General features: G+C 50.3%; 10 protein-coding genes. 4 read left to right on the top strand and 6 right to left on the bottom strand.

The features are described from left to right. The first annotated feature begins 368 nt into the window (after positions 1 to 368). From PP769_RS06595 to PP769_RS06585, 3 genes are read left to right on the top strand one after another with little or no spacing between them, the layout of a single operon-like run. Positions 369 to 1,841 carry a TolC family protein gene (locus PP769_RS06595; RefSeq protein WP_312646175.1) on the top strand — a complete coding sequence of 491 codons (1,473 nt, stop codon included), beginning with the start codon at positions 369 to 371 and terminating at the stop codon, positions 1,839 to 1,841. After that, positions 1,838 to 3,055, top strand: a complete 1,218-nt coding sequence (locus PP769_RS06590; RefSeq protein WP_312646174.1) for an efflux RND transporter periplasmic adaptor subunit — start codon at positions 1,838 to 1,840, stop codon at positions 3,053 to 3,055. Before PP769_RS06595 ends, PP769_RS06590 begins: the two co-directional genes overlap by 4 nt. Continuing rightward, on the top strand, positions 3,052 to 6,186 hold the full coding sequence (locus PP769_RS06585; protein WP_312646173.1) for an efflux RND transporter permease subunit: 3,135 nt from the start codon (positions 3,052 to 3,054) through the stop codon (positions 6,184 to 6,186). The genes PP769_RS06590 and PP769_RS06585 overlap by 4 nt, the downstream gene beginning before the upstream one ends. A gap of 300 nt (positions 6,187 to 6,486) precedes the next feature. On the opposite strand, the gene PP769_RS06580 is transcribed toward PP769_RS06585, so the two are convergent. The 5 genes from PP769_RS06580 to PP769_RS06560 form a co-directional block, all read right to left on the bottom strand. Continuing rightward, a complete protein-coding gene (locus tag PP769_RS06580; protein WP_312646172.1) occupies positions 6,487 to 7,323 on the bottom strand; it encodes a hypothetical protein in 837 nt (278 codons plus the stop codon). Positions 7,324 to 8,143: 820 nt separating this feature from the next. Further along, the gene (locus tag PP769_RS06575) at positions 8,144 to 8,956 is read right to left on the bottom strand and encodes a hypothetical protein (RefSeq protein WP_312646170.1); all 813 of its coding nucleotides are present in this window, start codon (positions 8,954 to 8,956) and stop codon (positions 8,144 to 8,146) included. Positions 8,957 to 9,472: 516 nt separating this feature from the next. Then, a complete protein-coding gene (locus PP769_RS06570; protein WP_312646169.1) occupies positions 9,473 to 10,714 on the bottom strand; it encodes a metallophosphoesterase family protein in 1,242 nt (413 codons plus the stop codon). A gap of 154 nt (positions 10,715 to 10,868) precedes the next feature. Further along, positions 10,869 to 12,272 carry a sensor histidine kinase gene (locus PP769_RS06565; protein ID WP_312646168.1) on the bottom strand — a complete coding sequence of 468 codons (1,404 nt, stop codon included), beginning with the start codon at positions 12,270 to 12,272 and terminating at the stop codon, positions 10,869 to 10,871. Next, positions 12,265 to 12,945 carry a response regulator gene (locus PP769_RS06560; protein ID WP_312646167.1) on the bottom strand — a complete coding sequence of 227 codons (681 nt, stop codon included), beginning with the start codon at positions 12,943 to 12,945 and terminating at the stop codon, positions 12,265 to 12,267. Before PP769_RS06560 ends, PP769_RS06565 begins: the two co-directional genes overlap by 8 nt. Positions 12,946 to 13,218: 273 nt before the next feature. On the opposite strand from PP769_RS06560, the gene PP769_RS06555 reads away from it, so the two are divergent. Continuing rightward, the gene (locus tag PP769_RS06555) at positions 13,219 to 14,376 is read left to right on the top strand and encodes an LbtU family siderophore porin (RefSeq protein WP_312646166.1); all 1,158 of its coding nucleotides are present in this window, start codon (positions 13,219 to 13,221) and stop codon (positions 14,374 to 14,376) included. Between the two features lie 64 nt (positions 14,377 to 14,440). Here PP769_RS06555 and PP769_RS06550 read toward each other — a convergent pair whose 3' ends face one another. Continuing rightward, on the bottom strand, positions 14,441 to 14,911 hold the full coding sequence (locus tag PP769_RS06550; RefSeq protein WP_312646164.1) for a hypothetical protein: 471 nt from the start codon (positions 14,909 to 14,911) through the stop codon (positions 14,441 to 14,443). Positions 14,912 to 14,996: the final 85 nt, after the last annotated feature.

Below are 14,996 nucleotides of genomic sequence, written 5' to 3'. Positions count from 1 at the left end.
AAGTGTGAGGGTGAGCTAACCACTCATCGTCACGCCTGCATCCACTCACCAGGGAGATGACAGTTTGTCCCTTTCCGGAACAGCCTATCCCTGGAGTTCCTTCCTGCTCCAACCTGAACCCATTCATTTCAACTGTAATCGGCTTAAACCCTGTTGTTTACTATAAAGGTTTTGTAAGCCCACCCTTTGCCAATGAAACTAATTTATGGAATGCCTCTTGCACAGTTAAATTTATGAAGACCACGTCAAGGTCTTCTTTACAAGAAGCTATTCCAAACGAAGGGATGGGGAAATGTTAGGCGTTTCTACGGCAAAATTTTCCGACATCGGTAAAATTATTATCTTGCCCTCAGGGGTTCCAGGGCGATATGGTACACTCCTTTTTTCCTGGGATCTCTTCTCCCACCACCGGTTCCCAGGATTCAAAATGCGGAAGGAAAGATTGCCATTGGGTAGCTTTTGTTCTCCATTCTCCTCCCCTTCGTGGTGATCCAGGCGTCCCCGGATTATCAATTCCTGCCACCAACATGACATTCCTCATACGTTTCATCCACTGCCTGTTTCTTACGGTGTTCATAGTTGGGGTTCAATTCGAAACGGCATGGGCGCAACCGGATTCAGCCAAAGCTTCAAAGCAGGCATCAGGCACAGTTCCCACCACGGTGACCTTGAGCTTGGACGATTCCTTATCCTTGTTCTTGGAAAAAAATCTTGATCTATTAATGACGAAATATGGGATCGATAATGCCAAGGGAATCGCCATCACAGCGAAACTTTTTCCCAACCCGACTTTTTTACTTTATGGAGGAGCCGCATTTACCGGTAAGCAAACCTTTGAAGGCACTCGCTATATTACTCCGCAGCTCGAACAGATGTTTTTGCTTGCAGGGAAACGGGGCTATCGGATGGAAAGTGCGGGCTATGGCATCCAGGCTTCCGAGGCGACATTCACGGATGCCATTCGTCAACTAACGCTCACACTAAAAGACACGTATTACCAGGTTCAATTGGCATCCCGGCGTCTTAATCTCGCAAAAGATAATCAGGAGCGGTTTCATCGGATCTTAACAATCGGGGAATTACGCTTTAAAAAAGGCTTCATTGCCGAAGTAGACCTTATTCGTCTGCGCCTCCAGGCAGTAGACTTCGGAGCACAAGTCATCAAATTTACGCAGGAAGTCCAAACCGCACTCGCCGACCTCCGACTACTCCTGGCCTTCCCGCCCACAACGGAACTGGTGTTAACCTCCGACCTTATTTATAAACGGGTCACACCTGATATGGAAAGACTTCGGACGGAGGCGTTGAACAAACGCCCGGACCTTCAAGCTAGACGGTTTGTCCTTTCCCAGCAACAAGCCAATTTAAAATTAGCCAAATCACTCAGGATTCCCGATCCCATTGTCGGAGGCGCATTCACCATGCAGGGGCCACAAGGCGGGAGCAACCAACAATTGTATAGCCTCAACCTGGAAGTGCCGCTTCCGGTCTTTGACCGCAACCAGGGAGGCATTGCTCAAGCCGAAATCGCCATTCAAGTCGCGCAGGTCGATCTTCACAAGACCACCTTGGAAATACAAAATGAGATTGAAGTGAATTTCCGGAATTTAATCCAATCTCAACGTCTGGTGGAGGCCTATCAAGCAGGAGTGCTGGACGATGCCAAAACCACATTCTCCATTCTCGAAAAAGCCTATCAAAAGGGTGGGGTCACGCTCATAGATTTGCTCGATGCCGCCCGCACCTCCCAGACCATTCTTCAAAACTATTTGGAAGCCCTCTTTGATTACCAACGCAACCTCTTCCTTTTGGAACGAGCGGCGGGCCAGGATATTTTATGACATCCGGACCTCGTTTATACCCGTGCGTTCTTTTTATGATGATTCTCATTGGAGTGGCCTGCAGCCAGGAAAGCCCCTCGGAAACCTCCGCGACAACGGACCTGGCCCCTACGACACGCGACAAGGCACACCACTCCCTCACAACAGCGGAAACACAAATTGTCACAGCCATAGTGACCGTTGGGCCATCCCACCCCGTCTTGTCCTTAGCAGGAAAAGTGTCCTATGGGGAGGATCGGTATTCAAAAGTCTCTTCAGCCCTGGTCGGTCGGGTACAAAAAATACATGGACAATTGGGAGATTTCGTGAAAGCGGGAGATCTCCTGGTCACCATTGAAAGTCCAGAGATAGCTTCCGCGTATTCGGAATTCATCAAAGAACATTCTGACTTATCTTACGCCCAACGGGCTTACAGTCTGGCCAAAGACCTCTATGAAATCAAAGCTCTTCCTCAGAAAGATTTGAAGCAGGCCGAAAACGATTTCGTGAAAGCCAAGGCTGAATTCCGGAGAGCCCGGGAAAAGCTCCTGGCCCTTCAAGTTTCCAAGGAGGAACTCGATAAGCCCATAGCCGACCAAACGATAACGTCAACCTATCAAATCCGAAGTCCCCTTTCCGGCACCATCGTGGATCGGGCCGTGACCCCCGGACAATCGGTCAGCGGGGATCCCAATCAAGTGCTCTTTACGGTAGCGGACTTAAGCACTGTGCAAGTCATTGCGGACGTCTACGAACGAGATCTGGGACTTGTGCAAATCAAACAACACGCGACGGTAACCGTCGAAGCCTATCCCGAAACGGCATTTCCGGCCACCATCTCAGCCATCGGGGATGTCGTGGATCAGACAACACGGACCATTAAACTCCGGGCGGTCGTGGACAATAGCGGTCGCAAACTCAAGCCGGGGATGTTTGCCCGTTTGAATGTCAAACTGAGCGAGAGCCTCCCTTATCCTCTTATTCCTCAAGAAGCCGTGCTGGAAATTGATGGCAAGATGTATGTCTATGTCGCGGATAGGGAAAACCATTACATGAAACGTCCGGTCAAAACCGGACTTCCCTCCTCCGGTCACATGCCCGTCCTCCACGGTCTTGAGGCGGGCGAAAGGATCGTCGTAAAAGGGGCCGTACTCCTCAAAGGCCAGGACATGAATGTCGAGGACGAGGGATTGTCCTCGGAACACCTTGCCACCAATTCTCCCCAGAAATCATGATCGGCAGACTTGTCGAGCTGTCACTCGTTCAACGTGCTCTGGTCTGCACATTCGGGGTCTTCCTGCTCTTTGGAGGCCTCTATGCCTTTCATATCCTTGACGTGGTCGCCTACCCGGATCCCTCGCCGCCCTTTGTCGAAGTCATTTCTCAGAAATCCGGATGGTCCGCCGAAGAAATGGAGCGAATCATCACCATTCCCATTGAAACCGCTCTCCAGGGCATTCCCGGCCTTACCAATGTCCGTTCCTTGTCTCTTTTTGGATTAAGTGAACTCAAGGTCTATTTTGAATTTGGCACCAATTGGTATGCCGTCCGCCAGGAAGTGCTGAATCGGCTCCACACCGTTGATCTGCCCGATGGCGTCAAACCGGAACTCTCTCCCTGGTGGGCCATCGCAGAAATTTATCGATACGAATTAGTGGGAGACGGCTATTCACTCACCGACCTCAAAACCATCCAGGACTGGCAGGTCCGGCGTGAATTCAAACAGGTACCCGGCATCATTGATGTGACGGCGTTTGGAGGCACCACAAAAGAATATCACGTGGACCTGGATCCCGGCGCCCTGCTCACCTATGGAGTCACTCTTGCTCAGATCAAAGCAGCCCTCGCCAATAGCAATGCCAATGTCGGTGGCAGTTATTTGGCTTTAGGGCCCCAAAGTTACAATGTCAGGGGAGTGGGATTTATCGATAGTTTGGATGACATAGCCAAAGTCGTCGTGGCGGTGAAGGACGGCACTCCCATCTTTATTGAAAATCTCGGTAAAGTGTCCATTGGCAATGCGATCCGTTTGGGACAAGTGGGCATTAACGAGGTGGAAGACACACTGGAAGGGGTGATTCTTCTGCAACGGGACACCCAGGCTCTGCCCACCCTGGCACGCGTCAATCAAAAGGTACAGGACTTAAACCAAAAAAAGCTTCCCGCAGGGGTCCACATTAAAACCATTTATGACCGGACCACCATGATCAACACCGTCATTGAGACGGTCGTACACATATTAATCAACGGCATGATATTGGTGCTCATCGTTCTCCTGTTTTTCCTGGGACACTTCCGGACAGCCCTGATCGTCGCCTGCACCATTCCACTTGCTCTGCTATTCACTTTTTCCGCCATGGTCATCATGGGACAATCCGCGAATCTCATTTCTCTGGGCGCGATTGATTTTGGGATTATCGTGGATGCCCCCCTGGTCATGGTCGAAAGCATTTTCTTTTATCTATGCCACCATGCCAAACCCGGGGTTACACCTCCTCAGCTCATTGCGAGGGCCGCCCGGCATGTAGGACGACCGATCTTATTTTCGACGGTGATTATCGTGGTGGCGTTCATTCCCCTTTTCACCATGACAGGGGTCCCCGGGAAAATTTTCGCGCCCATGTCCATCACCTATGGACTGGCCCTGGCTGGCTCCCTGCTGCTGGCCTGCACTCTTGCCCCGGCCATGTGTTCCTTCCTGCTCAATGGACCGATGCGGGAACAGGAACCCAAACTGGTTTCGATGCTCAGGCAAACCTATCTGAAGGCTCTTCGCTGGGGACTTCATCACCAGAAACAGGTGCTAAGCGCGGTGGGAATGCTATTGGCCGTGACCGTATTAGCACTCAACTTCATGGGTGGAGAGTTCATGCCGGCGTTAGAGGAAGGGAACCTTTGGGTGCGGATTCGCATGCCGATCGATATCCGGTTTGAAGATGCCGCAGCCTTGGCCAGCCGCATGCGGAAAATGTTTATGGAATCCCCCGAAGTGGCCACTGCAGTCTCCCAGCTCGGACGCCCGGATGATGGAACAGACCCCGAAAGTTTTTTTAATGTGGAATATTACGTCAATCTCAAACCCAGGGCTGAATGGCGCCCGGGCCTGACTAAAGAAGGTCTGATCGAAGAAATTGAGAAACGTCTTGAAACGATCCCCGGCCTCAAGGTCAACTTTTCCCAACTCATCCAAGACAGTGTGGAAGAAGCCATGTCGGGCGTAAAGAGCGAAAATTCCATTAAGCTCTACGGGCACAACCTCACAGAACTTCAATCCCTTGCGGAAAAAGTAGAGGGTGAACTCAAAAACATCCGCGGAGTGAAAGAACTCAGCATCAACCGGACCATGGGACAACCCAACCTCCTGATTCAAGTTGACCGGCAAGCTTGCGCCCGTTACGGCATACAAGTCGGCGATGTGAATGCGATGGTTCAGGCCGCCATCGGTGGGGAGGCCGTCACGGAAGTGATCGAAGGGGACCGGCGATTTGAATTAGTGGTTCGGTTCCTTCCCCAATATCGACAAGACGAAACCACGATTGGGCAAATCCAGGTCAGTTCTCCCGAAGGAGTCGGCATTCCCCTAAAACAATTAGCCACCATCGTCCGGCAAACCGGGGCCTTTATGATTTATCGAGAAAATCACGAGCGATATATCCCTATTATGTTCAGCATCCGTGACCGGGATCTGGTAAGTACGATTCAAGAAGCCCAACGACACCTCGAAGACCGGATCACACTCCCGGAAGGGTATCATCTCGAATGGGCGGGGCAATATGACCAATTGGTCAAAGAACAACAACGCCTGATGATTGTCGTGCCCCTGACCATGATCCTGATTCTCTTTTTGCTGTACCTCACGTTTGGCTCATTCCGGTACGCCTTCATCGTGCTCGCCACAGTTCCCTTTGCCATGATCGGAGGGGTACTCTCTCTGGTCCTGACCCATACCCCCTTTAGCATTTCCGCTGCCGTAGGATTTATTTCCACATTGGGGATCGCCATTCTTGGAGGCGTCTTAATCGTCTCAAGTATCCGGGAGTTGGAACAAAACGGCATTCCTCTCAAGGAGGCCATCCTTTCAGGAGCGGAGCTGCAGATGCGACCGGTGTTAATGGCCACTCTGGGTGCCGCACTTGGACTAGTTCCCGCCGCGCTCGCAAGTGGTATCGGTTCCGAGGCTCAAAAGCCCTTGGCCCGCGTGGTTGTGGGCGGCATGTTGACCGCCACCTTTCTCATTTTATTCGTAGTTCCCATCCTGTACCAAATAACCAGTCAGTACTCTAAGAAACGGTCCCGACCTCAGGCCGATTCCGAAAAACAGGAACTCATCAATCAGAACGCTACTCCTAGCAGTGAGGATCGATAACGGTTCGCCCAGCCTGCGTTCCACCCCCTACCCGATTTGCCGAATTTTCCGGAAAAATTTGAGCTCCCTTTTTCTCGGGGGATTCTATGAGAAATTTTCTGGGAACTAGCGGTTAATCTTTACCCTTCAAAAAATATTTTCCGTGACCACCTTAGGGAATCTAATGGAATTGAAGAGCTTCGGGAGAAGGGGGAACTCCGAACCATTATCCGATAGAATGTTGAGGTCGGCGGAATTGGACTCCACGCTTCTCGGTCGTGGAGCCCGGAAATCCCGCCAGCGTCAATTCAGCAATTACGGCTATTCCAGATTAAAGCAACTTTCTACAGCCGTCTGATTATAATTGGCCTCTCTGGCCAGCACTTCATACTTGAACTCTTCGCCCTGCGCTAGAAACTCTGCGGGAATTGTCACTTCTGTTACCCCAGGGGGGAGGATAAGGCTCGTCTTAGAGGTGAATTCCTCTCCCATCACGTCCACGTCTACTTCTAGGACGACCTCATAGTTGTGAATGACGACAGCCACGGGAGGCTGGACGCCGGCCCCGCCTCCATTGGGGTCTGGGTGTGATGTCATCACGGCATCCCAAGAGATGGTGACCGGGGCGCTGGTCACCGTCACATCGTACCCCGGATCCTCCTCGTCACATTGCTGAGCCATCGGCAACCCATTCACATATGGTTGAGGTGGAGCCGGCATCACATGGGAGAGCTGAACTTCACTCTCCAGTTCATTCCCGTCAAGCGCTTCTCCCTCTATCTCATACGTTCCCGCAGGAAACCGGTGAAAAAACCGTTGCGGCGAAAGCTCCTCAAACGTGGGTTCGGCACTTTCAAAGAAAAACTCTGTCAATCCCTGGCGACCTAGGCGCCCGCTGACTCTGACGTTTAGCATTTTTCGTTCATTCGGATCTTCGATTTCGAGCTTTTTCCAGGCGTCGCCGTCGATAAGCGCATGAATACCCAAATCTCCGTCGGTGTTATTAAGTTCGAAGAAGATGTGCGCTTCCGAAAAGGGAATCTCATCCTCATGGTCTCGCTTGTCGCCTTTAGCCCATACCCCTTGGACCGTGCTTGTCAAAACGAATCCAAGAATAGCTACCGAGAAAACCGCATATTGTGGAATTCCTCTTTTCATGGTTTTTTCTCCTTGTGAAACTTGTGGTGTTTAAAATTCTTTAACCCGCGGCCTAACAGGGCCTCTAATAGCGCATGTCTTACAGGAGCCAAGACTTTTCATTCATGGCACTGTTCGCTGAACCGCACTGAGCAGGTGAGCTTTTTCACAACATGCCTCCTTTCTTGGTCATAATTAATTGTGCCCATCCGGTAACAAGCTCATGCACCATGCATCCCGTTCTACTCAGGAACTTACAAGGAGAAGCTCGCGAGAACATGGCCGCAGAATTACCAACTGGTAAGGAAGGAGAAGGAAAAGGAGTTAGGGTGTGGAGATGCGATAGAAAAGAGACGAGCGAAGGTCTTGTGCCTTGGATGACTTACTCATCCTGATAAATTTCCAACCATGCGCCCGTGTTCCTGAATGAGCAACACTGCACCGCAAGTTCGCCCCCTCTCGTGAAAGGCTGGTGCCACAATGATTCATTATTATTCTGAAAGAATTCATTTTCCTTAATTGAGCCGGCTGAATTTTAAGATGGGAATGTAACTGAATACGGATCATGAGGCACACAACCAGCCAGCGGGAAGCAGGGATCCCACAGGAGTAGAGGATCCCCGCTAGAGGGTCAAGATTTTCAAATGACCCTCGTTCCCCCCCTTGAGTCCCCCGCTGGATGAGGCTCCCATTGTTTTGCCAATGGAGCCACAGAACCACAGGTGTATCGACTCAAAAGGCACGGTTTTTTCAAAACCCAGCACCTCTCAATGGGTGCGAAATTCACGCTTTGCCCCCTCTTGCAGCACTTCACATTTGAACTCTTGGGTCTGGGTCAAAATTACGGTTCATCAATTTTTCGGAGCGCCAGATCGCCGTCCAACACCAGTCCCACACCCTGGCAATACCATTTCTCAGAAAGTTCCTTTTTATCCAACGGTGTGGTTTCATCGATTTTCACGCAGTGTTCGAACGTCCCGGCGGGGACGGTGATTTCCAAGCCCATCTCCACATGTTCGGCCCGATCGAGCGCTTCGGCGTTGGGAGCGAGTTCCTGATAGTATTTGGCTCCTAACAAGAAGGCACCTCCGGGAAAAATAATTCCCGGCAAGGCGTCGTCTTCCCCGACACGCCATTGTCCGGGATGGGAACCATCGCCTATCGTCACATCTTCACCAAAATAATACACATCCTGAGTCCCCTCACATTCCCCAAAAAAATTCCTGGAGAGTTCCTTAAATTCCCCATCAGCGGTTTCATATTCTTCAATCACGCGTGCAGTGACATCCACCATCTCCCCGTCATACTCGAAAGAGAGGATCTCGAATTCGGGCAAGACCGTGATCCGCAATTCCTCCATCTCGTCGCACTCCCCCTCCGCAAAACACTGCATATTGTCATAGTGCAGGACGCGGTTTTCTACCAACTTAAAATAGGCGTTACTTCCCGATGGGGAAAATTTACAATCCGTAACGGGAAAGTTCTCCGTAAATTCCACCTTCTTATGCTTATGTTTAAAATGTTTATGGTGAGAGTTTTTGTGTTTATGATTATAGTTTTTGGCCCATCCTCCTTCCGGCAGTACAAGCCCGCCGATGACAAGAGCGAACAATGCAACAAATACCGTATTCCATGATTGGGGTGTGGTGTTCATGGGAAATTCTCCTCGTTAAAAATTATGAAAACACTCTGACACGTTTAGCATCATGGGTCCTTGGCGGCCCGTGCCTTCATACGTCCACGCGTTCCGTCCATGGCATTGACCACAAAGGACGAAGTGGCCGACGAACCGTTTTGCTACATTCCTCCTTTCTTGAGCATGTTTGTGGAGGCCTTATGTTCCGATTGACCCAGGACCATACCCGGAGAGGTTCATGAAAACCTGGCCGCAGGATTACCAACTGGTAAGACAGGAGGAAGAAAAGAAATCAGGCTGAAGAAGGGATAATGGGGAAGGTATTGATGAAGCTACTGCCTTGTGAGGCTTGAATTGTCAGGGTGCTCAGGCAATATGCGCCCGTCTAACAAAAGGGAACACCCTACAGTCACCTCACAACAGTATGGGAAGTGACGCTCTGCAATGGGTGCGGCCAATCCACAACATGATTGTTTATTCACTACCAACAATTGAGCCTCCCAGGACTTTCAATAGTAATAATTGGTAGACCGATTATTTGTTATCATCCGTCGGATCCGAAGGGGAATAGGATTCGGTATTATGTATCAATGTCTTGGGCTTTGAAGGTGAGACACAAGACCCCGATCCCACATCATACGGTTCGCCCCCTTCTATAGGAAGGAATTGCCATGAGTAGTTCTGAGAATTCAAATCGAGCCGCAGAACACCAAATGAATCTGCTCGAAAAGCTTCACTGTTTTCGATTCGTTTTTTTAACGGACGCAAGGGAGCCCCTCCGGTTCCGACCACAAATTGTCGGAAGCCGCGGGAAAGATCTTTGACCCCTTCCGGATTCTGAGGAGCAAACCGTTCGTAATCATGAGCATGTCCCGTCAAAATCACTGAGACACCACGGGCATACAGAGTTTCCAGGATGCGCTTCATTCGGGAACTTCCGGCGTTCTGACCGGAACTGAAAACCGGATGGTGCCAATAGGAGAGGATGCATTGGGCTTTCGTCGCAGCCAAGTCCTGTTTCAGCCACTCATGCTGAGGGGTGACGCCTCCCTCCTGGTGCGTAGGTTCGATTTTGCTGTTGAGGGCAATAATATGCCATTCACCAAGATCAAAACTGTAATACCCCTTTCCCGCCTCTCCGGCCCGCTTTCCCCAATAGGCGAAATACGGCACCGCGCCTTTAGTCTTGTATTCATGGTTCCCCGGAACGGGATAGGTTCTGGACTTGAGCGGCCCCCATGTCCGCTCATAACATTTATTAAATGACTCTGATGAACCGATGGGGTACCCCAGATCACCGATTGCGAGAATGGAACCCTTTAAACCATGAAGCAGTTTCGAAGTTTTTTCTGCATTAGCGTAATGGTCGTTTTCCTCACGGACATGCAGAATTTCAAGCAACTCATTGAAGGCCGACTCCTCCTCTTCTCTCTCTTCCCCCTCATCTTTAGCCAAGACACCCACCAGTTCTAAAAGTTCTTCCCACCAGGGATCTTCCCCATCACATTTGGCAATGTCCCCGGCTGCGAATATGGTTATAGTGGTATCGCGCATTTCCCTATTGGACATCTCATTTTCTTCATCCAAACCAGGTTCTTCGTCATTGGCATCATTCAACGGGGGACTTCCGAACTGAGGTGGTTTCGAGCCCTCCTCTTCTGAAGCTGCCCAGCTCTTTGTCATGGAATCGTCATGATGAACAAAGGTGGGCCAGAGAGGCAGCTCAAAGATAAAGAACGCACCGGCAATGACAAGGGCACGTATATTAATATTCATACCACCACAAGTGAAATATTTACCTGATTTGAGAGTCAGGATCTGTCTGGAGATCTGATTCTTCCGGATAATTCCGCCGCAACTCCACAGGGCTAAGTCGACCGCCCCCTCCCCGCAAGAATATCAACTGGCCATTCTGATAGTATGCGCGATGCTAATCCGTGGAAGGACCGATAGAGAGAACACTGGTAAAGCTACTGCCATGTGAGGATTCACTTGTCACGGTGATATCGCCACCATGCGCTCGTGCCACGGATCGGGCAAAACTTAATCCCAAGCCACATCCCTCTTGTGAGCGGCTGTGCTCACATCGGAAGAACCGGTCAAAGATGCGGGGTTGATCGGATGGTGGAATGCCAACACCCGTATCCGTAATTGTGAGACGACAGTGGTGTGGAGATCGAATTAACTCAATACTGACCTGCCCTCCTGATTGAGTATATTTCATGGCATTGTCCAACAAATTGGCCACCATGCGCTGAAGATGGTGTTTGATCCCGTAAATATGGCAATTCGGTTCAATAGAGACTTTGAAGGTGATGTGGTTTTCTTCCGCCACCGCTTCGAATAATTCACAGAGGTCAGTCAACAGTTGGGAAAGGTCAACCAGTCCTTTCGATCCATTGATAACTCCGGCGTCGACTTCAGCCATATCCAGTGTGGTGTTAATGAGATGCATGAGACGATCGCATTCTCTCATGGTTTCCGTGGCCAAGATCTTATTGTTACTGGTTGAATTGGTTTCGGCAAGCGCCCCTTCGGACATGGCTCGAATGCGTGCCAGAGGACTACGCAAATCATGGGCAATATTGTCTGTCATTTCCCGCATTTCACGGATGAGTCCTCGAATGCGTGCCGCCATGGCATTAAAGGTGTCCATCAGCGTTTGAATTTCCTCCTCCCCCGCCTTGACGGTCACCTGGCGATCCAAATTGCCCCGCTCGATATCCTTGGCCGCGCGGCTAACCTCCTCAATTCCGCTGACCGCTTTCCTGGCAATCACCCATCCCACCCCGCACGCCAAGGGAATGCCCAGAAAAATCATCCCGGCAAAGACCTTAAACAACAACTCCATAATTTCTTCTTTTTTCTCCAGCGTTTCACCGATCAGCAACACCTTATCCTGACCAATCTGGCTCAATACCATCCTGACGGGATAATCATGGTGAGGAAATTCCACGGTTTTCAATACCGGAGTGGTTGGAGCCATATCGTTTGGGAAAATTAAGGCCGTTTTGGCGTCGAGGTCTTCCCACTCCGAAACATCGGTACTAAACACGACCTTTCCTTTTAGGTCCAAAACCCTTAAGAAAACCTCGGTTTCATCACTCGAATTGATTTCCCGTATAATCTCCGCAGTGACTTTTTCCAATCCCCCTTCATCCATTAATTCTCGAAATTCCGCAATATCTTCCTTTAAATCCTCATCCATGCGATGATTAAAGACAGTATCGAGGTAAATGTATAAACCCAACATGGCCACAAGCAGACAGATCAGAAATGTCGAGGCGTACCAGAAGGTCAGGCGAAAACTCAGGGTATTGGGAAGTTTAATCATTGGTTTTCTTTACGACATATCCCAGACCTCGAACGGTGTGAATAAGGGGAAACTCAAAATCCCTATCCACTTTTTCACGAAGCTTGCTGATACGGGCTTCCACGACATTGGTACCGGGATCAAAGTTGTAATCCCACACACGCTCCATAATCATGGTTTTGGACACCACATGGCCTGCATTTCGAATCATATATTCCAGCAAGGCGAATTCCTTGGGTTGGAGATCAATTTTCTTTCCCGAGCGAACGACGGTTCGCGCTAACAGGTCCAACGTAAGATCATGAAACGAAAGACTTGTGGGTTCAATGACATGCTGCGATCTCCGAAGCAAAGACTCCACTCGTGCCTGCAATTCGCTAAATGAAAAGGGTTTAACGAGATAATCATCTCCCCCATGCCGCAGCCCGGTAATACGATCGTCAACCGTTCGCTTGGCACTCAAGATAATGATGGGGAGATTCTTCCGCTCCTGGCGCAAACGATCAAGAATTGACAGGCCATCCAATCCGGGTAACATGAGATCAAGGATTCCCACATCGTATTCCTGCGTCAGGGCGGCATGAAGTCCAATCAACCCATCAGCAAAATGGTCAATGGCAAAGCCAGCCTCCCTCAGACCCTTCTGAATGAAGTCCGCAATAATCTGATCATCTTCAATGAGAAGAATTCTCATACCAGAGACCTCCGGACCATACACAATTTCTTCGTATGTATCTTGCCTGAACCGGATTGGAACAAGTCAAGGTGCATCCGGCCATTCAAAACCTGCAGCGATCCTCATTCGCTCCTACATAAAAACTCATTGTATCCAAAAAGGTCCAGGTTGCCACATTACCATATGGTGAATTCGCCCCCAGGCCGTTGAATAGTTTTCCGGTATCTTGCCATAGTCCAACTGAAAAATTTGAAGTACTCCCGCCAACTGCCGCTTATGGGACCATCTCACATGACAACCTTGAGAGTCGGTTTCTTAGGCTGGGCCCTGCTCATGTGTCTTTTGCTCCCCAACCTAGCCACTGCTCAAGAGGAACCTGCAATCCCGGAAAATTCTTCAACCGGGGAAGACTCTTCCAAGGACAAATTAAAAAGAGCCCCATCCACAGTCAGAATTTACCGGAGCCCGGAAGAGCGAAGAGAAGCGGCCGCTGGAACACAACTCACCCCGTGGCTCAAATTTGGTGCGGTGGTGGACATTGAAAAAGAATGGCAGACCAATAATTTCAAAAATGGGATCAAGACGGTCGACAATCCGGATACCGAACTGGCCATCGAACTCGGGTTCGAAGTCACGTCGATTGAGTGGCTGGAAGCTGAACTGCTGTTTGCGATAGAGGACAATGGTAGCGAGCACTATCAGGAAGTTGATGAAGGCTTCGTCGGAGTGAACCTTGATGACTTTGGGGCAAAAGTGGGCTTGCTATACTTGCCGTTCGGGGAATTTTATTCTCACTTTGTCACGGGACCATTAGTGGAATTCGCACAAACACGAGGACCCGGCGTGATCCTGGACTATACCCTGTGGGACGCGTTGGAACTCTCAGCCTACACCTTCGATGGCAAGGTAGATAAAAAGGGGCACTCTGGCAAGCACCAATTTGATTGGGGGGTGGCTGCCGAGTATGTGAATGAAGACGAATCGATTCGAATTGGTGGCGGATATATCTCGGATCTTGGGGAAGGCGATGCAGAATTCTTTCTTGACTTCAACAATACCTTTCAACAACATGTCCCGGGATGGACGGCCCATGGCCTTATAGCCTTGCCTCCGTTTGAGTTTACGGGAGAGATCGTGCATGCCACGGAGGCGATTAAGGAATTTGATCAGGGTGCCGACAAACCCCTGACCTACAACCTTGAACTCGCGTACTATCCCTCCAAATTCCCATGGATACAATTTGCGCTCCGGTACGAACATAGCACCGAATTGGAAGGTGAACCTCAAGAGATCTATGGCATCGGGACAAGCTTACGGCCCCTTGATAACTTGAGCCTATCTTTTGAATATTTACGGGGTACATTTAAAAATAATTTTTCCCTCGATGACAACGACAATGTACAAACCAGCTACGACCTCATTGCCATTGCAGCCACCTTTCTATTTTAACATTTATGGGTCCCGTTTTTCGGATAAGCGCATACACTCACGATGGTCCGGGCACTTATAAGGGTTAGGCCAGCCGCAACTTGGCTAACGACGCAAGCGAATTCCCACCACTGGTATCCGGTATGATGCTCAACTCAAGCAGATTGACCGCAGGAAGGTCGACGTGGTGATCTTCCGTCTGGCTTGTTGCGCCGTCAGGGCTGAAGTTCCACTGCTGGCGCACGATTTCCCGGAACGACTGCCCGCCATCAGGCGACCAACGTAAAACGTACTCTTGCGTCCGCCCGGTGCGGGTTTCCAGAAAGTTCAGCCAGATCCGCTGGAGCGGTTGCGGAGTGGCAAAGAGAAGCCGGATCGTTTGTTTGCCCGGCCCTGCGGCACGCCACCCAGAAGTCCCTCCGGGCACCAACGCTGCCTCAATTGGAAACGCGGCGTCCTCCGAGGTGATTTCCACCTCCGCAAGCTCCTCCACATTCAGCCAGTCCCCTGGCGGTTCGCTTCCCTCCTGAACCTGACCGATAACTCTCTTGCGCATTCCGTGTGCCTCCTGATTTCATGCTGGAAAAATATCCAACTACCTCTCTATGGATGATTGGATTCCTTATGAGTCTACCGGTCTG

The organism is Candidatus Nitrospira allomarina (assembly GCF_032050975.1).
GTDB classification, from domain to species: Bacteria; Nitrospirota; Nitrospiria; order Nitrospirales; family UBA8639; genus Nitrospira_E; species Nitrospira_E allomarina.
The sequence above is the reverse complement of the archived record's forward strand: the minus strand, read 5'-3'. Positions and strand labels throughout refer to the sequence as shown.